The organism is uncultured Phascolarctobacterium sp. (assembly GCF_902463975.1).
GTDB lineage: Bacteria > Bacillota > Negativicutes > Acidaminococcales > Acidaminococcaceae > Phascolarctobacterium_A.
Genome location: NZ_CABQHJ010000022.1, coordinates 1 through 21,865 on the forward strand (window position 1 = coordinate 1; position 21,865 = coordinate 21,865).

20 protein-coding genes and 1 riboswitch are annotated in these 21,865 nt (G+C 42.2%); all 20 genes read left to right on the forward strand.

Going from position 1 to position 21,865, the window contains the following annotated elements:
* Nucleotides 1-1,040: TonB-dependent receptor domain-containing protein (locus RDW05_RS07380; RefSeq protein ID WP_307978458.1), on the forward strand; the 1,040-nt coding region annotated here is incomplete at its 5' end.
* A 68-nt stretch (nt 1,041-1,108) separates the two neighbouring features.
* The gene (locus RDW05_RS07385) at nt 1,109-2,656 is read left to right on the forward strand and encodes an ABC transporter substrate-binding protein (protein WP_307978460.1); all 1,548 of its coding nucleotides are present in this window, start codon (nt 1,109-1,111) and stop codon (nt 2,654-2,656) included.
* A gap of 150 nt (nt 2,657-2,806) precedes the next feature.
* Nucleotides 2,807-4,033: a DUF4143 domain-containing protein gene (locus tag RDW05_RS07390; RefSeq protein WP_307978462.1), complete on the forward strand. Its 1,227-nt coding sequence runs from the start codon at nt 2,807-2,809 to the stop codon at nt 4,031-4,033.
* 169 nt (nt 4,034-4,202) lie between these two features.
* Nucleotides 4,203-5,150, forward strand: a complete 948-nt coding sequence (locus tag RDW05_RS07395; RefSeq protein ID WP_307978463.1) for an ABC transporter permease — start codon at nt 4,203-4,205, stop codon at nt 5,148-5,150.
* The gene (locus RDW05_RS07400) at nt 5,143-5,964 is read left to right on the forward strand and encodes an ABC transporter permease (protein WP_307978465.1); all 822 of its coding nucleotides are present in this window, start codon (nt 5,143-5,145) and stop codon (nt 5,962-5,964) included. The genes RDW05_RS07395 and RDW05_RS07400 overlap by 8 nt, the downstream gene beginning before the upstream one ends.
* Nucleotides 5,958-6,866 carry an ABC transporter ATP-binding protein gene (locus RDW05_RS07405; protein ID WP_307978466.1) on the forward strand — a complete coding sequence of 303 codons (909 nt, stop codon included), beginning with the start codon at nt 5,958-5,960 and terminating at the stop codon, nt 6,864-6,866. The genes RDW05_RS07400 and RDW05_RS07405 overlap by 7 nt, the downstream gene beginning before the upstream one ends.
* Entirely contained in the window at nt 6,853-7,533 is a 681-nt protein-coding gene (locus RDW05_RS07410) for a dipeptide/oligopeptide/nickel ABC transporter ATP-binding protein (protein WP_307978468.1), read from the forward strand. The genes RDW05_RS07405 and RDW05_RS07410 overlap by 14 nt, the downstream gene beginning before the upstream one ends.
* Before the next feature lie 220 nt (nt 7,534-7,753).
* The gene (locus RDW05_RS07415) at nt 7,754-8,413 is read left to right on the forward strand and encodes a TetR family transcriptional regulator (RefSeq protein WP_307978470.1); all 660 of its coding nucleotides are present in this window, start codon (nt 7,754-7,756) and stop codon (nt 8,411-8,413) included.
* A 14-nt stretch (nt 8,414-8,427) separates the two neighbouring features.
* A riboswitch (cobalamin riboswitch) is annotated at nt 8,428-8,599 on the forward strand.
* 148 nt (nt 8,600-8,747) lie between these two features.
* Entirely contained in the window at nt 8,748-10,721 is a 1,974-nt protein-coding gene (locus tag RDW05_RS07420; RefSeq protein ID WP_307978471.1) for a TonB-dependent receptor, read from the forward strand.
* A gap of 14 nt (nt 10,722-10,735) precedes the next feature.
* A complete protein-coding gene (locus RDW05_RS07425; RefSeq protein WP_307978472.1) occupies nt 10,736-11,746 on the forward strand; it encodes an ABC transporter substrate-binding protein in 1,011 nt (336 codons plus the stop codon).
* Nucleotides 11,747-11,874: 128 nt separating this feature from the next.
* The gene (locus tag RDW05_RS07430; RefSeq protein WP_307978473.1) at nt 11,875-12,927 is read left to right on the forward strand and encodes an iron ABC transporter permease; all 1,053 of its coding nucleotides are present in this window, start codon (nt 11,875-11,877) and stop codon (nt 12,925-12,927) included.
* A complete protein-coding gene (locus tag RDW05_RS07435) occupies nt 12,927-13,691 on the forward strand; it encodes an ABC transporter ATP-binding protein (RefSeq protein WP_307978475.1) in 765 nt (254 codons plus the stop codon). Before RDW05_RS07430 ends, RDW05_RS07435 begins: the two co-directional genes overlap by 1 nt.
* A 21-nt stretch (nt 13,692-13,712) precedes the next feature.
* A complete protein-coding gene (locus tag RDW05_RS07440; RefSeq protein WP_307978476.1) occupies nt 13,713-15,212 on the forward strand; it encodes a nitrogenase component 1 in 1,500 nt (499 codons plus the stop codon).
* A complete protein-coding gene (locus tag RDW05_RS07445; protein WP_307978477.1) occupies nt 15,212-16,429 on the forward strand; it encodes a nitrogenase component 1 in 1,218 nt (405 codons plus the stop codon). The genes RDW05_RS07440 and RDW05_RS07445 overlap by 1 nt, the downstream gene beginning before the upstream one ends.
* Complete coding sequence (locus tag RDW05_RS07450; RefSeq protein WP_307978478.1) at nt 16,422-17,252, forward strand: radical SAM protein; 831 nt, start codon at nt 16,422-16,424, stop codon at nt 17,250-17,252. The genes RDW05_RS07445 and RDW05_RS07450 overlap by 8 nt, the downstream gene beginning before the upstream one ends.
* Nucleotides 17,253-17,453: 201 nt before the next feature.
* Complete coding sequence (locus tag RDW05_RS07455; RefSeq protein WP_307978479.1) at nt 17,454-17,600, forward strand: hypothetical protein; 147 nt, start codon at nt 17,454-17,456, stop codon at nt 17,598-17,600.
* A 144-nt stretch (nt 17,601-17,744) separates the two neighbouring features.
* Nucleotides 17,745-18,758, forward strand: a complete 1,014-nt coding sequence (gene aroF, locus RDW05_RS07460; protein WP_293810850.1) for a 3-deoxy-7-phosphoheptulonate synthase — start codon at nt 17,745-17,747, stop codon at nt 18,756-18,758.
* Between the two features lie 110 nt (nt 18,759-18,868).
* On the forward strand, nt 18,869-19,882 hold the full coding sequence (aroF, locus tag RDW05_RS07465) for a 3-deoxy-7-phosphoheptulonate synthase (RefSeq protein ID WP_009144666.1): 1,014 nt from the start codon (nt 18,869-18,871) through the stop codon (nt 19,880-19,882).
* 30 nt (nt 19,883-19,912) lie between these two features.
* Nucleotides 19,913-20,797 (forward strand): prephenate dehydrogenase, encoded by an 885-nt coding sequence (locus tag RDW05_RS07470; RefSeq protein WP_307978481.1) that lies wholly within the window; start codon nt 19,913-19,915, stop codon nt 20,795-20,797.
* Entirely contained in the window at nt 20,797-21,861 is a 1,065-nt protein-coding gene (aroB, locus tag RDW05_RS07475; protein WP_307978482.1) for a 3-dehydroquinate synthase, read from the forward strand. Before RDW05_RS07470 ends, aroB begins: the two co-directional genes overlap by 1 nt.
* Nucleotides 21,862-21,865: the final 4 nt, after the last annotated feature.

Consider the following 21,865-nt stretch of genomic DNA (forward strand, 5'->3'; position numbering starts at 1 on the left):
ATGTTTCTTTTGCGGTTGACCGCTCTTGGGCTAAATATTGGTCTGCTACTGCTAGTACTGATGCAGGTACCGGACTTAGCGGTAACTTGAATAACTGGTGGTTTGCTAATGACTGGAATTCTATTAAGAAGAATTCTGGAGCAGCAAAACCGTCTTGGGAAGAGACAAATGTAGGTATTACTGTTGCTGACACTTTAGAATATGGTAAAGCTTCTTTGCTTTTAGCAGCTTCTAAAAAACATGAACACATGGAAATGTATAAGAATGGTGCGCCAAATTATACTTATACAAATGATAATATTTTACCGACATATGGCTTTACCTATAAACCTGTAGAAAATTTGGCTATGTATGTTGGTCATACTGAAAGCTTTTCTCGTGGACTTAAGGTTCTTAATACAAAAGATGTATATTATACAAATGAAAATCAAATTATGGAACCTGTAAAGAGCAAGCAAAATGAAATTGGTGTTAAATACCAAAATGCTGGCATAATGACTACTTTAAGCTATTTTGATATTGACGAAGCTAACAGATATGATATTTTCAATGGCGGAAAATCTTATACTAAAGTTGATGATGGTAAAAACCGCTATAAAGGCGTTGAATTGACTGTTAATGGTAAACTTGCTGATAAATGGACTGCTACTGGTGGTTTTATGTATCTTGATGCACAGCGTGAACAAACCAATAATGGTTCTAAAGACGGCTGGTTTGTTAATGGTGTTGCTAAATGGAGTGGCGTATTAGGTCTGGAATATAAACCTGACGAAGATTGGGGTATTACAGGTCGTGTAAATTGGGTTGCTAAGGCTTACATTGATTCTAAAGCTGTCGGTGGAAAAACTGAAATTCCATCTTATGTAACCTTTGATTTAGGTGTCAATTATAAAACTAAAATTAATACTGTTCCTGTAAAACTGAGCGCAATGTGCTATAATGTTGCAGATAAGGATTATTGGATGGGCAGAGGCAGTTCTACAACTTTTGGTTTGTCTATGCCGAGAACCTTTATGCTGTCTGCACAGTTTGATATCTAAAATTTGTTAACTTAAGAGGGTGGTTTTATACTGCCCTCTTTTATTCTATTTATAAGCGGTAAGTAATAATGAAAAAATTTTTAAGCCTTATTCTTCTATTGGTAACGATTTTTATAATCGGTTGCGGAAGGCAGGAAGAGCAAAAAAATAATATAGAAAAACATGATAAGAACACAGTAGTTTTAGCTGCCTATCGTCATCTTGCACCTGGTAATAAAGATGGACTTTACTGCAGTCGTATTTTAGATGTTTGGGAGCCTTTGATTACTAAAGATGATGATAATAAACCGGCACCATGTTTAGCAACAAGTTGGGAGATGCGTGATGATGGTAAGGAGTGGATTTTTCATCTACGACAAGATGTCTGTTTTCACAACGGCACAAAATTTAATGCGGATTCTGTGATTGCTAATTTTGACCGGATGAAGAAAGGTTATAAACGGTCTTCTTTTTATGGCCTGAATATGGAAATGTATTATCCTACTTTATGGAAATATGAAAAATTAGATGAATATACTATTCGTCTGCTTTTTAAAGAAGCGAATATTAATGAATTATATAAGATGACTGATTTTGGTAGTCCTATGTATGCTCCTGAGTGTTTTGCTGATGATGGTAATTTTAAGAGTGTTGCTATTGGTACTGGACCATATAAGATTACTGAAAATGTATTAAATAAGTACGTAGTGTTGGAACGTAATGATAATTATTGGGGCACTAAAGGTAAAATTAAAAAATTTATTGTGCGTAATATTCCTAATACAGATACACGCTATGCGGCATTAAAATCTGGAGAAATTGACGGAGTTGTCGATATTAATGCCATACCTCCGTTTCTTGCTGATGAGATAAAAAAAGATCCTCGTTTTGCTGTAGATAAAAATAAATCAACGATGATTCGTTATTTATGTGTAAACGGTAATAAATTTCCTTTTAATGATGTAAGGATGCGTAGGGCTGTAAGCTTAGCAATTGACAGGAAAAATTTAGTACATAATATGTATCTGGACTATGCTGAACCGACAGCTAATATCTTAAATTATACTAGTCCTGGCTATAAAGCTTTTCCTGTAGAATATGATTTACAGGAAGCGAAACGCTTGGCACATGAAGTATTAGGAAATAAGCGCTGTGAAATTACATACTGTATCAATGGTAATGAACCATTGCAAAAAGGAGAAGCTGAGTTAATCGCTTATTGGTTACAAGATATTGGCTTAGATGTAAAAATTCAAGCAATAGAGTATGCCACGTTATCAAAAATGATGCGTAAAGGAGACTTTAATATTGTTCGCATTCAAAAGGGGTTAGCTAATGGTGATCCATTTAGTGCATTATATACTTTTATCATGCCTGATGGTGCTTTAAATGTTAGCAACAGTTCTGGGTATAATAATCCAGAAGTAACGGAATTAATGAATAAGGTTAAGCATATAACTGATGAGGCTGAAAGGCAACATGTTTTTGACAGAGTTCAAGAAATAGTGGTATATGAACAGCCTGTCATCCCTCTTTTCAACGACATGAATATCGTTGCCTATAACAAGCGTTTAAAAAATTATAAACCTTTAATCTACGGTGTAGATTTGAGTAAGGTAGAACTGGCGGAGGAATAATTGCAGCAAAGAAGTGATGAAGTCAAGAAGCAATTAAATTTCTTCAGTTCTTCTTTACTATCTCTGGCTATCGTTTGACATACACAAAAAACTCGAGTAAAATAAAGTCAGACTTTAGATTACTCGAGTTTTTTTAAGGCGGTGAAGCGTATGTATCTTACAAGACATCTGGAAAAGCAAATTATTGAAGCGTCAAAATATTATCCTGTAGTAATGGTATGTGGTCAGCGGCAGGTTGGTAAATCTACCATGCTTTACCATATTAAAGAAGACAAAAGAAAATATGTAACATTAGATGATGCTAATGCGCGCAGGCTGGCAGAGAATGATCCTGCGTTGTTTTTTGAAACATATGGCGTTCCACTATTAATAGACGAGTTTCAGCGTGTGCCGTCGCTACTGCTGGAAATGAAAAGAATAGTTGATGCTAAAGCCTTACAAGGTGAAGATAACGCAGGGATGTATTGGCTGACTGGTTCACAAAAGTTTAAAATGATGCAAGGCGTGGCAGATTCTTTAGCTGGAAGAATTTCTGTTTTTGATATGTCTACTTTAACAATGGCGGAAATAGAAAAGCGTGAAGCCTCACTATTTTCCCCTGATATAGAGGTATTAAAAAAGCGCTTTTCACAGGTAGCAAATAAGAATATCCACCAAATATATCAAAGAATTTTTGAAGGTGGTATGCCGAAGCTTGTTTTGAGCAATATAGACAGAGACAGATTCTATATGGATTATGTTAACACTTATCTTGAGCGAGATATTAAAGAATTAGCTCAGGTTGGCAAATTAAGTGCTTTTTATGACTTTTTAATCTTTATGGCTGCAAGAACGGCGCAAGAACTGAAATATGAGGAAATTGCCCGCGCGGTTGGAGTCTCCTCACCGACAGCTAAGGAATGGGTGTCTATTTTAGAGCGTTCAGGAATTATCTTTATTCTTAGGCCGTATTATTCAAATATAAGTAATCGTTTGGTAAAAACGCCGAAGGTATATTTCATGGATACCGGTTTAGCAGCATATTTATGCAGGTGGCCAAGTGCAGCTACTATTGAAAATGGTGCAATGGATGGGGCGTTTTTCGAAACCTATGTTATTACGGAAATTATAAAAAGCTATTATAACGCAGGTAAACAGCCTAATCTTTATTATTATCGGGATGTAGATAAAAAGGAGATAGACCTGCTTATTATAGATGGGAAAAAGGTTTATCCGATAGAAATAAAAAAAGCGAAATTACCTAATCATGCAGATAAAAATTTTAAGGTTTTAGATAAGCTGGACATGGATGTACAGACTGGGCTGATAATATGCATGAATGATGAGTTGCTGCCTTATAGCAGGACGAGCTGGTATTGTCCAGTTAGTTTATTGTAAAAGAAACAGAATCCGAGTAAACTAAAGTCAGGCTTTAGATTTCTCGGATTCTATACTGTAATCCCTCTTTTCAACGATATGAACATCGTTGCCTACAATAAGCGTTTAAAAAATTATAAACCTTTAATCTACGGTGTAGATTTGAGTAAGGTGGAATTGGCGGAAGAAAATGATTAGATACTGCTATAAAAGAATTTTATTGGCTGTGCCGGTAATGATTGGCATCAGCTTGCTGGCGTTCATTCTGGGGCTGTTATCACCAGGTGACCCGGCGGAGTTTGCCTTGAATCAGGATGGTCTGGATGCACCTACGGATGCGCAGATAGCAACGATGCGTGAAGAGCTTGGCTTGAACAGACCTATATATGTGCAGTATTTCAGCTGGTTTGTGCAGGTGCTGCATGGTAATTTCGGCAGCAGCTACATTAGCGGCAAGGATATCTTGCATGAGCTTTTGCTGCGCCTGCCGGTGACGGTGGAGCTGGCGCTGCTGGCATTGGCCATTGCTGCGGTTATTGGCATTGCATTGGGCACCTTATGCGCTGTTTACAAAAACAGTTGGCTGGATGACGCGGTACAGTTTTTGACTAATATACTTTTAGCTGTGCCCGGCTTTTGGCTGGCTTTGCTGATGATTTTATTGTTCAGCGAAACGCTGCGTCTGCTGCCGACAAGCGGCAGTGAGAGCTTACGCTATTTTATTATGCCTGCGCTGGCGGTTTCGTTTTCTACCTCGGCAACAGTGTGCCGCTATATGCGCAGCTCGCTGCTGACGGAATTTGCTTCCCAATATTTTCTTGTAGCGCGTGTGCGGGGAATCAGCAAAATAAAATTGCTTTTTTGCTATGCGTTTCCTAATGCTATGCTGCCGGTAATTGCTTTGCTGGGCAATTATCTGGCAGGAATTTTGGGTGGTTCGGTTATTGCGGAAAGCATTTTTGCTCTGCCCGGCATCAGCAGCATGGCACTGGAAGCAATACGCTTCCGTGACTATCCAGTATTGCAGGCCTATGTGCTTTTTACCGGCTGGCTTTTGGTATTGATAACCTTAGCGGTTGATTTGCTGATGTTTTATCTGAATCCGAAGCTGAGAGGAGGCGCTGAAGTACATGACTAAAAAAATACAGCTTAATTTTGCGATATTTGTACTTGCGTTTATCATTCTCGGCAGTATTTTGGCTCCGCTTCTGGCAACGCATAATCCCTTTGAACCGGATATGGCTAACCGTCTGCAGAGTCCTTGCTGGCAGCATTTCTTCGGCACGGATGCTTTGGGGCGCGACATGTTCAGCCGTATTCTTTACGGTGGCAGGGCATCAATGCTGCTTACCCTGATTTCTTCTGTTTTAGCGCTTATTTTAGGTGTTGGAGTAGGCCTTTTGTGTGGCTTTTATGGCGGTAAGCTGGATATGTTTTTTACTGTGCTGAGCAATATTTTCCAGGGTATACCGGGAAGCTGTTTTATGATAGCCTTGGCCGGTATTCTCGGTCCCAGCATTTATAGTCTGGTTTTGGCGTTGGTTGTGACATCCTGGGCCGGCTTTTCGCGTATTGTGCGTGCGGAGGTGCTGCAGCTGATGGGAGAGCCTTTCATTGAAGGGCTGCGTTGTCTTGGCTGCAGTGATTGGCGAATTATTGTCCGTCATTTACTGCCCAACATTGCGAACAAGCTGCTTGTGCTGGTAACCATTCGCCTTGGCCGAGGCATATTGGCGATTGCCGGCCTGAGTTTTTTGGGCTTAGGTGTACAGCCGCCGACTCCTGACTGGAGTGTAATGATTAACGATGCTATTATGTATTATCGCAGCTCACCGCATTTGATTATAATTCCCGGTCTATTTGTATTTTTGCTGATTTATTCTCTGAATATCATCGGAGAGCATCTGCGTGACAGCTTAGATACACAGCTTGATGAGGTACGCAAATGGTAAAAAATCTTGTGTTAGAAAATATATCTGTAGGCTTTAAGCTGCCGCAAGGCGTATTCTATGCTGTAGACGATGTAAGCCTGAACTTGCCCAGAGGTAATTTTACTGCGATTATCGGTGAAAGCGGTTGCGGTAAATCTGTACTGGGGCAGGCAATTTTAAATATTTTGCCGTCGGGAGTCGTCAAAAAGGGCAGCGTGCTTTACAATGGCAAGCAGGTAGAGAAAATATTATCTGCTTTCGGCATTATTCCGCAAAACCCTAGCGAGTCATTAAATCCTGTACGCAAAATAGGCAAACAGATGCAGGATATTTTAGATGTTCATAAAATAGCAGACAGTGATAACAGCTATAAAAAGCAGTGCCTGCGTTTATTTGGCTTACAGGAGGCTGACCGTGTTTTGGCTGCATATCCGCATGAGCTTTCCGGTGGCATGCTGCAACGTGTATTGTGTGCTATGGCTGTCAGCAGTAAGCCTGAATGGATTTTGGCGGATGAACCTACCAAAGGCCTTGATGAACAGGTTGGCGCCGTTGTACGCAAAAATTTGCTGACAATCAAGCAGGATTTGCATTTAAGCATGCTGATTATTACGCATGATATTGCTTTGGCACAAGAGGTGTGTGATGATGTGCTGGTGATGTATGCAGGACAGGTTTTGGAGCATAATGCGGATATTTGGCATAAACCGCTGCATCCGTATACCAAAGGATTTTTGCAGGCTTTGCCAAAGAATGGTCTGCAGGTTATTCCGGGAAAGGCACCTGTGCCGGGAGAAAGCTTTACCGGCTGTAAGTTTGCTACACGCTGCCCTTATTGCACAACGCGCTGCAAGGAAGAAAAGCCTGCTATGCAGCAGGTTGGTGATGCGGAAGTGAGGTGCTTTTTGTATGCTGAAGGCTGAAAATATTTCTAAAAGCTTTGTTGACCGCAGCAACGGAAAAAAATTTGAGCTTCTGCATAATGTTTCACTAGAGATTAAGCCTGGTGAAGCAGTGGCGCTGATGGGTGGCAGTGGCAGCGGCAAAAGCACGCTGGCGCGTATTTTACTGCGCCTGCTTTCTTGTGATTCCGGTAAAATATATTTTCAGGGGCAGGATATTACTAAGGTGACAGGTAAAGATTTAAGCGTTTTCAGGCGCAATGTACAATTTATTTCACAGCGTCCCGAAAGCTTTCTTGATCCGCGTCAAACATTGGGCTGTAGCCTGAAGGAAGCATTTACGGTTTTTAATCTGTCTTATGATGAAGATAAAATCAAGGCGATGCTTGATTTGGTAAAGCTCAATGCAGAGCTTCTGCAACGCTATCCGTATCAGGTGAGCGGCGGCGAAATTCAGCGTATCTGCCTGGTAAGAGCATTGCTGTTAGAGCCCAAGCTGCTCATTTTAGATGAACCGACATCTATGCTGGATATTTCCGTACAGGCGCAGATTTTACATTTGCTGCGAGATATTCGTGAGGAAAAGCAGCTGGCTTATTTGTTTATTACGCATGATAAACAGCTTGCGGAATGGCTTTGCGACAGAGTTTTGCATATAGAGCAGGGGCAACTGATATCATTTATCTAATCCAGATTATACAAATCACGATTAGATAAATGTGTTATTGAAACATATAACATCGGAGGCTTCAAGGTTTTACTTTGAATTTTCCGGTGCTTTGATTTTGTATAATTAGTTGCAATGTATATAAATCTGACCAGAGGTCAAAATACTTGCTTTTTTTATTACAAACTTCTATAATACTATTTAAGGAAATATGTCACTAGAAAAAATTGGAGAAGTAAAAATGGCAAGCGAAAAACGAGCACAAAAAAAAGAGCAGATTATCTATACGGCAATTCAAATGCTGGAGCAAAGCTCATATAACGATGTACGTATAGAGGATATTGCACAGAAACTTGAAGTAGTAAAATCAAATATTTTCTATTATTTTCCATCAAAAGGAATTCTGTATTTAAATGTATTGGAAAAATTGCATAGTGATATTATAGAACGCTTTATTTTAGAGGTTAACCAAACTTCTATAAAAAATATTGTTGACTTCAAAAAAATTATTATGAAATTGACTGATATATACATCAGAGACTATATTACTTTGATTAAGCTTTCTATCGAAAGTACGCGGATTTTTAGTGAATGCAAACGAGAGCATATTTTGCAATATAATAAAGCAGTAAATAGTCTAGATGACAGGTTACAATCTATTATTTTAGATAAATTTAACGGCTTTACACGTAATGAGGTTTTTTATATTTTTGAAGTACAGGAACATTTTTTACGTGGGTATTATCAGGATATGATTCAGAATGCCGAGTATGCAATAGCCGATGATGGCGATATAGCTTGGGAAAGACTGAGTCTTTATGAGTTTAGGGTAACGAGAATGCTAAGATTCTTTTTAGATGGGATGATATACGAAAAAAATAAAAATACTCTTGACAAATGATGCTATGTAGATTATTATAATTTTAGACCTGAGGTCAAAATATCGTTATGCTTAGATAAGCGATTCGGTGAAAATCCGATGCGGTCCCGCCACTGTAAAACGATGCAGACTTTGTAACCACTGATTTTTCAGGCTGGTATGTCAGCGTAGTTAAGCCAGAGAGCTTCCTAGGCATATTACCGTTATCTGCGATAGACAGATAGGTAATGTGATTATTAGCGTTGCTAGTAGTGCAGCCTGTTTGTATTCAGATAACAAGCAGGCTGTTTTATTTTTCTGGCCAGAGGTAAAATTTCCTGCATTCATGAGTAAAAGTATGATGAGGTGTTTAAAATTGAAAAAATTGTTTGAACTGCGTAATGCAGTACTGATGTCTGTCTTGGTTGGCTCTTATGTAATTTCCGGTGGCACGACTGCTTTTGCCGAAGAGATGAAAACTTTTAACCTTGATGAGATGATTGTTACGGCGACAGCCACGCCGGTAGAATCGGTTATGAAAACCAATGCTGCGGTTAATGTAATTACGCGTGAGGAAATCCAAGATAAGCATTATGCAAACTTGCAGGAAGTGTTAGAAAGTATTCCTGGTTATGGTGGCTTTATGGCTGCTAATGGTGTTGGTTTTGAAGTTTCCAATTATACACGTCCCTATATGCGTGGCAGCGATAAATCTGTTGTTTTGATCGATGGTGTAAAGCAAAATTTTGGCGGTAGGTTTTATTCTGCTAACGCTATTAGAAATGTTAATGATATTGAGCGTATTGAGGTATTAAAAGGAACAGCTTCTACACTTTACGGTGCTGAGGCTGTTGGTGGTGTTATCAATATCATTACTCGTAAACATTATGATAAAAACCAAGGCACTATATCTGCTTCGGTAGGTAATTTCCATACTGCTAGCGGACAGTTAGATTATGTTGGTGAAAATGATAAAACATATTATGCGTTATCCGTTATGCAAAGACATCAGGGAAACTACAAAGATGGCAGTGGCCGTCTTAGACCGCAGGATGCAGATGTGACTGAATTAGACTTAAAATATGGTTTTCATATTGATGATAAGAATGATTTGACTTTTAAATATGTAAATCATGATCAAGATCAGACTTATGTTGAAGGTCGAGGCAAAGGCAACGATTGTCCTGGCGTAGGTACTTTCAGATATAATACGTTTACTGCTATATGGGATACCAAAGGTGATACGGACAAATGGGCAAACAGCCTGTCTTTCTATAGAGGCTCAATGCTTAACGATAGGTCATTAGATAACTATACCACTGGTGTGATGTACTGGTCAGAAAAATCCCGTTCTAAAACTTGGTCTGTTGAAGACAGATATTATAATCAGTTAACGGATAACAATCGTTTGTCTATGGGCTTTAGTTATTTCGATGAGTCATTTGAAGGCTTGCCTTCGCCTAAAGGAAGTAATTTACAAGGTGAATATTCACTGAAGGAAAAATCAGTATATGTACAGAATGAATGGAATATCTTACCTAAGCTGAAGTTTACTGCCGGAGTTCGCTATGCTGATCCGAATATTGCTAAGAGTCGTGTGCTACCGAGCTTTGATTTGGGATATAGTTTCAATGATAATGCTATGGTTTATGTTTCTTCCAAAGATTATATGAATTATCCTACATTTAGCTGGATGCATGGTTATCGCACAGGTACAAGGATTTATAAAGCATCTCCTGATTTAAAGCCTCAGACTGGTACGACTAATGAAATTGGTGCAAAATTTAAATTAAGTGATAAGACATATTTTGATTTAGCTTATTATGATCGTCGCCAAAAAGATTCTATTAGTGCTGTAAAAATTGGTAAAGATGGCGCTAATGATGTCTATATGTATCAAAACATTAATGATTCTCTGCATATAAAAGGTGTAGAAGCAAATCTGGTACAGCAATTAGGTGATAGGATTACGGCAACCTTAGGATACAACCATTTGTCTGCTGATAAAGAAACACTTATTTCTAATATGGCTAAAGACACGATCAGCATTGATTTGAAGTATAAACAAAAAGATTACAATGTGGGCATTTCTGGTATTGGCAGATATGATATTCAACGTGCAAGTGCTTTTATCACTAATGATTACAAACTGCCTTGTCCGCAATTCTGGGTATGGAATATTTACGGCAATTATCAGGTAAATAAAACAACTAAGGTTTGGGCTAAAGTGAATAACGTCTTTGATAAGCTTTATATGTATACTCCTGAATGGGATAAGGCTAATGGTGAAGTGCGTTATTACAGCAAAATGGGTCGCAACTTTATGGTTGGCGTTGAATACTCTTTCTAAATAATTATTGAATAATGATTAAGCAGTTTTTAGTTATCTTCATTTTTATATTAAGTATGTTAAGTGTAGGTTGTGCTTACCAAGAACAGCAGAGAACCAAAGCAGGAAATGCCGCTCCAATAGTCATAGAAAATTTTGATGGTTATGCTGGTGGTGGCAGAAAAATTGCGCAGGTTTTTTACGCAGTTCCGCAAAGAGTGTTTGCAACTTCTGAAGCTGTGGTCGATGACTTGATTTTCCTGGGGGTACAGGACAAAATTTGCGCAGTCAGCGAGTGCTATAGCAAGAGCTTTGCGCCTTATGATGTGGAGTACGCCAAACTAAGACGCCTGACGCAGGGCGCAGGTTATCCATCAAAGGAAGCAGTACTTGATTTGCATCCGGATTTAATCGTCAGTTGGGGGTCGCTTTTTGGTGATAGTGCCTTAGGCAGCGTCGAATATTGGCATAATAAAGGTATTCACACTTACGTTATGACAAATACTGTACCTACTCGTGCAACAGGCAGACGCAAGGTTGAATATATTGTGAGTGATTTGCAGCAGCTTGCGAAAATCTTCCGAGTAGAGGAGAAAGCTCAGAAAAAGATTGCTGATCTACAGAGTAGAATAGCAAAGCTACGGATGCATAGTAAAAGTATAGCTGAAGCTAAAAAACCGAAAGTAATTACCTTGCAATATCTTTATGGCAATGAATATTTTGGCAGGACGGCTAACGATCTTACAGCTGACATGATAGAGCTTGCGGGTGGTATTTCACTTGATGATAATTTAGGCGGGCGTAAAAGCGTAGAATATCTTGTAGAGCTTGATCCTGATATGATTATCGTCATAGATACGGCGACAACACCTGTTGCAGGTAAAATCAAGGCTTTGCGTGAGCATAAGGTTTTAAAGAAAATTAAAGCAGTACGTAATAATAAAATATTTGTTGTGCCGCATAGGGCTTTTTATTGTGGCAGCGAGCGTACTGTAGAGGCTGTAGAAAATATGCATAAATATATTGAAGATAATTTTAAACTGTAAATGGGTGACTTTATCTAATTTCTCTCAACATTTCTCATATATATCTTTTTAGCTGTCGCACATTCTGTGCGGCAGCTATCTCCATAATTAAAACTATCATATTAACGTACTAATTAAAGGGAACTTTTATGAAAAAAATGCAATTTTTTCTAACATTATTTGTTTTAACACTAGTATTGTGTTGTTCGTTTATCTACTCTTTGAGTATTGGTGTAGTGAATATTAGTTATATTGATATTATCAATATACTTTATTATAATATGATTGATATACAATCACAGGCTGGACAAAATCTTTTGCAGTCTGTAAATGCTTCCGTTATTTTTGATTTACGTTTGCCAAGAATAATAATGGCAGTTTTATCTGGTGGTGCTTTGGCGCTTGGCGGCGTAGTTATGCAGGCCTTAATCCGCAATCCTTTAGCAGATCCTTATATTCTTGGAGTATCGTCTGGCGCAGCAATGGGAGCAACGGCAAGTATAATTTTAGGCATGTTCAGCAGCTTCGGTCTCTATGGTGTGTCGATAGGTGCTTTTGGTGGCGCTCTTTTAGTTACCTTTACCGTTTTTGCTATTACTTATACAACAGGTGGAGTGCAAAATAACACCAAGCTTATTTTGGCTGGTACCGCATTAAATGCTATTTGCAGTGCAAGTACAAGCCTTTTGGTTTACCTGGCCAAGGATGTTGATGGTATTCGTGATGCGACATTTTGGATTATGGGTAGTATGGGGAAGGTTACCTGGGACTATTTACCGTTTGTGACTGTAGCCTTTAGTGGTTTAGCATTTTTCTTTATATATAATTTCCGTATTCTCAATGCTTCTCTTTTAGGTGAAGATATGGCATTGATACTAGGTGTATCTTTAGAAAAAAGCAGAATGTTTTTTTTGACAGCCGTTGCTATATTAGTTAGCATGGTAGTAGCTGCAACGGGAATAATTGGTTTTGTTGGTCTTGTTATACCGCATATAGTGCGTATGATCTGTGGAAATAATCATTTGAAATTATTACCATATTCTATACTTGGTGGAGCAATTTATATGCTGTGGTGTGATGTATTAGCACGTAGTCTGTTGATAAAAACAGAATTACCGATAGGTATATTGACAGCTTTCATTGGCGGGCCGTTTTTCTTATATTTAATGTGCAGTAAAAAATATGGATTTGGTGATAAGTAATGGAAATACAGACAGAATCTCTGGATCTTGCTATTGATAATGAAACAATAGTAGAAAAAATAACCTTAGAAGTAAAGAATAAAGAGTTCGTTGGTCTTATAGGTCCTAATGGTAGTGGAAAATCGACTATTTTACGCGCGCTATATCGTTCTCTAAAGCCTCAAAGTGGTAGGATTTTTTTCGATGGGGTGAATTTGGAGACGCTATCTTTACAGCAAACAGCTCAAAGGCTGGGAGTAATGAAGCAGAATAGTACTATGAACTTTGATTTTAAGGTGCTTGATTTAGTTCTTATGGGACGCACTCCTTATAAAAAGCCTTTTGAACTTGATTCGCAGGCTGATTATGAGCTGGCAAAGGTTGCACTTGCTGCTGTAGGCTTGAATGGCTATGAAGAACGCCTTTATAACCAGCTTTCCGGTGGTGAACAGCAAAGAGTTATGATTGCAAGAGTCCTTACTGGTCAGCCACAAACTTTGCTTTTAGATGAAATGACCAATCATCTGGATTTGTATTATCAATTCCATTTATTAGAATTGATTAAAAATATGCAGGTTGAGGTTTTAGCAGTGATGCACGACTTGAATCTTGCCGCTAAATTTTGCCAAAAGCTTTATTTGTTAAAAGATGGTAAGATTATTGCTTTTGGTAATACAAAAGATGTACTTTGTTCTCCCATTATAGAAGAAACCTTTAAAATTAAAATAAAACCTTATAATGATGAAGATGGTCAGTTGCATTTGCTATATAAGGATGCAAAATAGTACAAAAGGAGCTGAACACCATTGAACCAATATTATCAGGATAACATGCTTTTGGGCATGAACCCTTCAAGTTATCTGCATCGCTACGCCGTTAACGGCAAGGTGTCGGGGAATCTTGCCTGCATCAGCGAAATCAAAAATGCCGCCGTTGTCTTATACAGTCCGCGCGGCTGCGGCTTTCATTATCGTTGTCATGTGCGCAGCGGCCAAAGCCCGGTTTATGAGCTGGAATGTGCGGATTTGCGCAACAATGATGTAATTTTCGGCGGTGAAAAAAAGCTGACGGCTTTACTGCAAAAGGTGGAACGTGAGCAGCAGCCAGAGATTATTTTTCTGCTGCCTTCCGTGGTGTCGGATATTATTAATGATGATTTGTCTGGCTTGGCCTGCAGCCTGCAGCCGCAGTTTAAAGCAAAGCTTGTGCCGATTACGTCACAGGTTTTTTCGCATATGGATAAGAGTAACGGCCGCAAGGTTTTGCGTGAAAAGGCTTGCCAAAAGCAGAAGCAAAAGTTTTCTTCCAGTGCTGTCTATCCGGGCTGCGGTTATGTAGAGGTGATGGACGCTTTAGTTGAGCAGGTCATGGAGCCTCAAAGCGTACAGCCGCGGAGCGTAAATATCGAAGCCTTTGTCTGGGGCTATAACGGCGAGGGGAAGCTGCATGGTATGCGTGATATGCTGCAGAAAATGGGTGTTACGGTTAACGCCTATCTGCCTGCCGCAGATTTGCAGACAATCAAAAAGGCTCCGCAAGCAGCGCTGAATATAGTACGTCGCAAGAAGTGGGCATTGGCGATGGAGCAACGCTTTGGCACGCCGTTTCTGCATGTTGCCGATATGCAGGAGTGGCATGGCATTGAAGGAATCAGTGATTTGTACAGGCAAATAGGAAAAATGCTTGGCTGCGAAGAAGCTGTCGAACACGTTTTGCAGGAAGAATACGAACGGGTTGCCGCCCGGTATCAGGAGCTGCGTGCGGAATTTGCCAAGTATAAGTTTTGCTTAATTGCGCATGGTATTGCATATTTGCCGGATGCTCTGCGCGTTTATCAGCAGGATTATGGTCTGCCGATTGAGAAGATATGTATTATCATGAATCCTTCCTACCAGGCGGAAACCGGTTTGGATGATGCAATGATGCAGAGATTTAAGGACAGGATAGAGCTTGCTAAGGCTGAGTATGGCTGTGAGGCACAAGTTTTATTGGAGCCTTCGGAGGATGCTTTGCGTGAAGCTGCACAGAGCTGTGATTTTGTTATCTGTAACGGTCATCCGCGCTATGCTGCTTTGGATGTTCCCGTGCTCTATAATTTGTTTGACCGCTCGGTGTGGAATTATCAGGGCTTTGTGGATATTATGGAAGAAGTTTGGCAGATGCTGCAGCAACCGCAGCGAACAGGCAGCAGTCTTTTGCTGAGCAAACTGGCCTATGACCCGGTATTTTATCCGATGCGCGAGGCTGATAAAGATAGTAAAGCATCACGCGAGCTGTATAGCAGAGTATGGAGGCAGAGAAAATAATGAAACCATTAAGTAGCTGTGCGTTGTTTGGTGCTGTGCGTGCTCTTGGCGGTATTAAGGATGCCTTAATCCTGCAGCATTCTGTTGTCGGCTGTCAGTGGGGCAGCCTGGCATTCAGATATGCAGGCAAGCCTTATGATGTACGTCAGGCCTCTGATGTTATCTATGATGAAGATGTTGTTAATGGCGGCGAGAAGGTTTTGCGTAAAGCCTTGCAGGAGACAGAGCGTATTTTTGCGCATTGCGGTGCTGTTTTTGTAGTCAGCGGCTGTGTGCCGAATATGATCGGCGATGATGTAGACGGTATTTTGGCTACTACCGAAGGTTCGCAAAAATTATTGCATGTAAAAGCGCCGGGATACGCAGGTAATATCGACAGCGGTGCAGAAGCAGTTTATCTGGCGTTGTTACCTTTGTTGCAGACTGCGGAGAAAAAACAAGCTGCCACGATAAATATTCTTGGCATAATGAACGATGATCCTTATGCTGATAATGATTTGGAAGAGCTGAAAAAATTTTTAGGTTCCAAGGTTAAAATTAACTGCGCACTGCAGGATTGCAGCTTGCGCAATATTGCAGCAATGCCGCAGGCAGAGCTGAATATCTGCTTCGGCTATGGCGAGCCGTTGGCGAAGAAAATGCAGGAAAAATTTGGCGTGCCGTATATCAAATGCGTATATCCTTATGGTGTGGCAGGCATGCAGAAGTTTTTGCGTCAATTAGGCGAAGCTTTGGAAATTGATTTTTCCGATGAGCTTGCTGAGCTGGAGGCAGCGGCTGAAAAGCTCGTTTATCGCTGTGCCGATTATCTGGTGAATTTGTATCAACTGCCTGTGGCTTTGGCTACGGATAAGGCACATTTAGCGGGCTTACAGAGCTTTTTTGCCGAAGAACTGGGCATGCGCGTTGTTATAGCAGAGGACACTGCGGAATTTAGCTTGGATAAAATGGCAGAGGCTGCAGCAAAGCATAAGCCTGTATTGTTTTGCGGTTCTTCGTTCTTAAAGAATTTGGCAGATAAATATCAGGTGCCGTTAGTGCGCTGTGCTTATCCTGCCTTTGACCGGCTGTGCTTTACAGATAATACGCTGATTGGAGCGCGTGGTGCTGCCTTGCTCATTGAGCAGATTGTTAACGGTGCCTTGCAGCAGCAGTATAAATCCGATGGCCGATATGCCGGCTTGCGTGAAAGTATTTGTGAGGTAAATCATGAGTGAGCTTGAAACACATCCCTGTTTTACAGCTAAATGTAGCGATTACGCCCGTATTCATCTGCCTGTGGCACCTAAATGCAATATGCAGTGCAACTATTGCCTGCGCAAATACAGCTGTGTAAATGAAAGCCGTCCCGGCGTCGTGGCAAGGGTTATGGTGCCGGAGGATGCAGTCGATTGGTATTTGCAGATGAAGGCTAAGGTGCCTAAGCTGACGGTAGCAGGCATTGCCGGCCCAGGCGATGCACTGGCCAACTGGCCGGCGGTCAGCAGAACGCTGAGCAAGATTCGTGAGGTTGATAAGGATGTTTTCTTCTGCCTTTCGACTAACGGTCTGTGTTTGCCGAAGTATGCCAAGGAGATAGCAGCCTTAGGTGTTGATTATGTTACGGTGACGGTGAATGCGATTACCAGCAACACCGGAGCGCATATTTACAGCTTTATTAATGATAACGGCAAAAAATATGTCGGTGAAGAGGCCGCGGCGCTGCTGCTAGAAAGACAGATAGAAGGATTGCAGCTGCTTGGCGAATACGGCGTGAAGGTGAAGATTAATACGGTGGCGATACCCGGCGTGAACATACAGGAAATTCCGGCGATTGCCAGACGTATGGCTTTGCTGGGAGCGAAGCTGCAGAATATTTTACCGATGCTGCCGGTGGAGGGAACCGGCTTTGCGCATCTTGCGGAGCCTGCGGCCGAAGAAATTATGCAGCTACGTAATGTTTGCAAGCAGTGGATGCCGCAGATGCAGCATTGCAACCGCTGTCGGGCGGATGCTGTGGGCGCGTTGGGAAGAACCTGTGCTTTGGAAGCGAGCTTATAAGTCAACGACAAAAAATCTATGTAAGCTTTGCAATTAGCGTTATTACTGTAACCTACGTTACAATAAAAGCGCCGTCAGATAAAAAATAAATAAAATTAACCTTTTTCCTTGACGTTTGCGGAGCAGTAGGAGTAAAATAACCTCAATCGCAAATTACGGCGATAAATTTTGAAGCATAAGGAAATGCTGAAGTTGTTGCAGGTGAAAATGATGGAATCTAAAATGATGAACACTGCAATTGAATATGGTTTTTATTACGCACCGGTATTTAACTATTATTTTAGCACCGGTTATTTTGCATGGGAAAAATCATATAGCAGTAATCATCGTATTGGAGACTATAAATAGTATTTGCGAGCACAGTGCTTGCAATTAAGATTTAGCTTTTACAGCAGGCTCTTTTACGGGAGCCTGCTTTTTTTGTAGCATGGTAGCTTATAGCAATAGGGTAAATTAAATGACAAGGGTGTCAGAACGAAGGGGAGACAGTTTATGGTAATAGTATTCAAGCCGGGAGCGCCGGAGGAAAATAAAGCGAAGATGCGCAGCAATTTGGAAAGCAAGGGCTTCCAAATTAACGAAATCAATGGTGTCAACATGACCATCTTCGGTATCATCGGTGACACGAGCACACTTGATATCAATATGCTGCGCATTGATGATGCGGTAGATAAGGTAATGCGTGTGCAGGAGCCGTTCAAACGTGCCAACCGCATGTTCCATCCGCAGGATTCCGTGATTGATGTCGGTGGCGTGCAAATCGGCGGTCGCAAGATTCAGGTTATCGCAGGCCCTTGCTCCGTAGAAACGCAGGAGCAGGTTACGGACATTGCCAAGTCTATCAAGCTGGGCGGTGCCTCGATGCTTCGCGGTGGCGCCTTCAAGCCCCGCACCTCGCCTTATTCCTTCCAAGGCTTGAAGGAGGTTGGCCTGGAATATTTAAAGGGTGCCAAAAAGGAAACAGGACTGCCGATTGTTACAGAAATCATGTCACCTTATATGATTGAGCGCTTTGTAGAGGATGTAGATTTGATTCAGGTTGGCGCCCGCAATATGCAGAACTTTGAACTGCTGAAGGAGCTGGGGAAAACCAATAAGCCGATTTTGTTAAAGCGCGGTCTGGCAGCAACGATTGAGGAATGGCTGATGGCAGCGGAATATATCATGAGCGAGGGCAACGAAAACGTTATCCTTTGCGAACGCGGTATCCGCACCTTTGAAACATATACGCGCAATACACTTGATGTAAGCGCAATTCCCGCTGTGAAAAAGCTCAGCCATCTGCCGGTAGTAGTTGACCCGAGCCATGCGGCAGGCCTGTGGTGGATGGTAGAGCCTTTGGCCAAGGCTGCAGTTGCAGTCGGTGCCGACGGACTGCTGATTGAAGTCCACAACAATCCGGAAGCAGCGCTTTGTGACGGCGCCCAGTCCTTAAGACCTGAACGCTTCGCAAGACTGATGGGCGAGCTGAAGGGCATTGCCAGAATTGTCGGCAGAGATATGTAAGTCAAGGTATTATCCCTTAGCAATATAAAAAAGCGTAAGGGTTTTTAATAACTCCTGATCTGGGAGTAGTATTGTAGCATAGCAGATTAGATTAAAGGAGAGATTTTATCATGATTATCGTATTCAAACAAAATGCAACTGTTGAGGAAAAAACTAAGCTGAAAAACCAATTAGAAAGCAAGGGCTTTCAGATTCATGCCAGTGATGGCGTAAATGCTTCACTGTTTGGTGTTGTTGGTGATACCAGCGCTTTGGATATCAACCTTTTGCGTGTTGTTGAGGGTGTAGAAAAGGTAATGCGTGTGCAGGAGCCTTTCAAACGTGCCAACCGCATGTTCCATCCCGAGGACAGCATTATCGATGTTGCAGGCAGAAAATTCGGTGGTAAAAAGCTGCAGGTTATCGCAGGTCCCTGTTCCGTAGAAACTCAGGAGCAGGTTACGGAAATTGCCAAGGATGTTAAGGCTGCAGGCGCTACGCTGATGCGTGGCGGTGCCTTCAAGCCTCGCACTTCCCCGTACTCCTTCCAGGGCTTAAAGGAAAAAGGTCTGGATTTCCTGAAAAATGCTAGAGCAGCAACCGGTCTGCCGATTGTTACGGAAATCATGTCACCTTACATGGTGGAACGTTTTGTTGAAGATGTTGATCTGATTCAGGTCGGTGCCCGCAATATGCAGAACTTTGATTTGCTGAAGGAATTGGGCAAAACCAATAAGCCTATTCTGTTGAAGCGTGGTCTGGCAGCAACGATTGAGGAATGGCTGATGGCAGCAGAATACATTATGAGCGAGGGCAACGAAAACGTTATCCTTTGCGAACGCGGTATCCGCACCTTTGAAACCTACACCCGCAATACGCTTGATGTAAGCGCTATTCCCGCGGTAAAAAGACTCAGTCATCTGCCGGTAGTAGTTGACCCAAGCCATGCAGCAGGCATGTGGTGGATGGTAGAACCTTTGGCTAAAGCAGCAGTTGCAGTCGGTGCAGACGGTTTGTTGATTGAAGTACATAACGATCCGGAAGCAGCATGGTGCGATGGCGCCCAATCCTTGAAGCCTGACCGCTTTGCTAAGCTGATGGGCGACCTCAGAGGCATTGCGAACATTGTCGGCAGAGAGTTATAATAGTAGTATGGCAGATTAGGAGTGATTTTTTTGGAAGCTGATTTTGGTGGCGAGAATAGAAGTACAAAGTGGCAGGAGCTCAGCTTTGCTATCGTTGGCCTGGGGCTGATTGGCGGCTCTTATGCCAAAGCGCTGCGCAAGTTGGGCGTTAAGCAGATTATCGGTATAGAGCGTGATGCAGCAACATTGCAGGAGGCAAAGCAGCAGGGCTTGCTTGATATTGGCATGACTGAGCCTGATAACCGGCTTAAGGAGGCCAACGTAATCATCTGTGCTATTTATCCGGAAGCAATCGTGGGCTTCATAGCCGCAAACGTTGATTTCTTTAACGAAAGCGTTTTACTGACTGATGTTGCAGGTATCAAAAACGATATGATCAGCAGAGGGCAGGCACTTTTAAAGGATGGCATGGAATTTATTTCCGGACATCCGATGGCAGGACGTCAGGGCAGCGGCTTGGGCATGAGCGATGCGCATATCTTTCAGAATGCAAATTACATCATCGTGCCGGAAAAGCATAATACGCAGGCTGCTATCAGCTGGCTGGAGCAATTTGCTCTGGCTCTTGGCTGCAAGCATACGGTGCAGGTGACACCGGCGCAGCATGATGCTACGATTGCCTATACTAGTAATTTGCCGCATGTTACTGCGGTAGCGCTTATGGACAGCGCTTCCTTTGATGATAAGACCAAGTACTTCGTCGCCGGCAGCTTCCGAGATGGCACTCGTGTAGCAGATATCAATCCTGAATTGTGGTGCAATCTTTTCCTTGCCAACAGGGAAAAGGTTGCGGATGAAATAGACAGATATATGGAGCAGCTGGCGCTGTGGCGCGACGCTCTGCGCAGTGATGACGGCGAAAAGCTGAAGGAGCTGATGCGCAAGGCGGGAGCACGGAGAAGGGAGCTTTTTTAATGAAGAAAATTCATGTTGCATTAGGCGTTCATGCCTATGATATTGAAATAGCCGCCGGCCTGCTGCCGCAGGTCGGCTCTAAGGTTGCAGCGTTGCTGCCGAAGGCACGCAAGGCTGCAATTATCAGCGATACAAATGTTGCACCGTTATATGCGGAAAAGCTACAGGCTAGCCTCGAAGAGGCTGGCCTTGTTGTGCATAAGGTGGTAATTGAAGCCGGAGAGCAGAGCAAGAACATGCAGGTGCTCAGCGATGTATTGGAACAGCTTGCTGCAGCAGGACTCACGCGCACCGATGTTGTGCTGACGCTTGGCGGCGGTGTTGTCGGTGATTTGGGCGGCTTTGCCGCTGCCAGCTTTATGCGTGGCATTGCCTTTGTGCAGATACCAACCTCACTGCTGGCGCAGATTGACAGCAGCGTGGGTGGTAAGGTTGCCGTAGATTTGAAGGCTGGCAAAAACCTTGCCGGTGCCTTTTATCAGCCAAAAGCTGTCTTTATCGACACAGACTTACTGGCAACGCTTTCTACACGCTTTTTGCATGATGGTTTGGCTGAAGCGATTAAATACGGCTGCATTAAGGATGCAGCGCTTTTTGAAAAAATTGCCGGCTATGCCGATGATGCGGAGCTGTTGGCAGATATTGACAGCGTGGTTGCTACTTGCTGTGCAATAAAAGCGCGCATTGTAGAGCAGGATGAATTTGATACAGGCCTGCGCATGCTGCTGAATTTCGGTCATACCTTGGGACATGCGGTGGAGCAGCATTTCGGCTATAGCTGCTTTACGCATGGCGAGGGCGTAGCGATTGGCATGTATCAGCTGACTAAGCGCACCGAAGAGCTGGGAATGACAGCCAAAGGCAGCGCCGAGCGTATTAAGAGCGTACTTGAAAAGTATAATTTGCCGTTGACTGCGGGCGTAGAAAAAGCGCAGCTGCTTGATACAATGGCAAGAGATAAGAAAAAGAACGGCAACAGCATTACCCTCATTATTTTGCAGCAGATAGGCGAGGGCGTACTGCAGAAAGTTGATTGGCAGGAAGTGCCAAAGTATATGGGGTGAGGCT

Coding starts and splice junctions, on each gene's coding strand:
- RDW05_RS07400 (WP_307978465.1), top strand. CDS start 5,143: ATGACTAAAAAAATACAGCTTAATTTTGCGATATTTGTACTTGCGTTT.
- RDW05_RS07425 (WP_307978472.1), top strand. CDS start 10,736: ATGATTAAGCAGTTTTTAGTTATCTTCATTTTTATATTAAGTATGTTA.
- RDW05_RS07395 (WP_307978463.1), top strand. CDS start 4,203: ATGATTAGATACTGCTATAAAAGAATTTTATTGGCTGTGCCGGTAATG.
- RDW05_RS07410 (WP_307978468.1), top strand. CDS start 6,853: ATGCTGAAGGCTGAAAATATTTCTAAAAGCTTTGTTGACCGCAGCAAC.
- RDW05_RS07405 (WP_307978466.1), top strand. CDS start 5,958: ATGGTAAAAAATCTTGTGTTAGAAAATATATCTGTAGGCTTTAAGCTG.
- aroF (WP_293810850.1), top strand. CDS start 17,745: ATGGTAATAGTATTCAAGCCGGGAGCGCCGGAGGAAAATAAAGCGAAG.
- RDW05_RS07445 (WP_307978477.1), top strand. CDS start 15,212: ATGAAACCATTAAGTAGCTGTGCGTTGTTTGGTGCTGTGCGTGCTCTT.
- RDW05_RS07415 (WP_307978470.1), top strand. CDS start 7,754: ATGGCAAGCGAAAAACGAGCACAAAAAAAAGAGCAGATTATCTATACG.
- RDW05_RS07385 (WP_307978460.1), top strand. CDS start 1,109: ATGAAAAAATTTTTAAGCCTTATTCTTCTATTGGTAACGATTTTTATA.
- RDW05_RS07430 (WP_307978473.1), top strand. CDS start 11,875: ATGAAAAAAATGCAATTTTTTCTAACATTATTTGTTTTAACACTAGTA.
- RDW05_RS07450 (WP_307978478.1), top strand. CDS start 16,422: ATGAGTGAGCTTGAAACACATCCCTGTTTTACAGCTAAATGTAGCGAT.
- aroB (WP_307978482.1), top strand. CDS start 20,797: ATGAAGAAAATTCATGTTGCATTAGGCGTTCATGCCTATGATATTGAA.
- RDW05_RS07390 (WP_307978462.1), top strand. CDS start 2,807: ATGTATCTTACAAGACATCTGGAAAAGCAAATTATTGAAGCGTCAAAA.
- RDW05_RS07435 (WP_307978475.1), top strand. CDS start 12,927: ATGGAAATACAGACAGAATCTCTGGATCTTGCTATTGATAATGAAACA.
- aroF (WP_009144666.1), top strand. CDS start 18,869: ATGATTATCGTATTCAAACAAAATGCAACTGTTGAGGAAAAAACTAAG.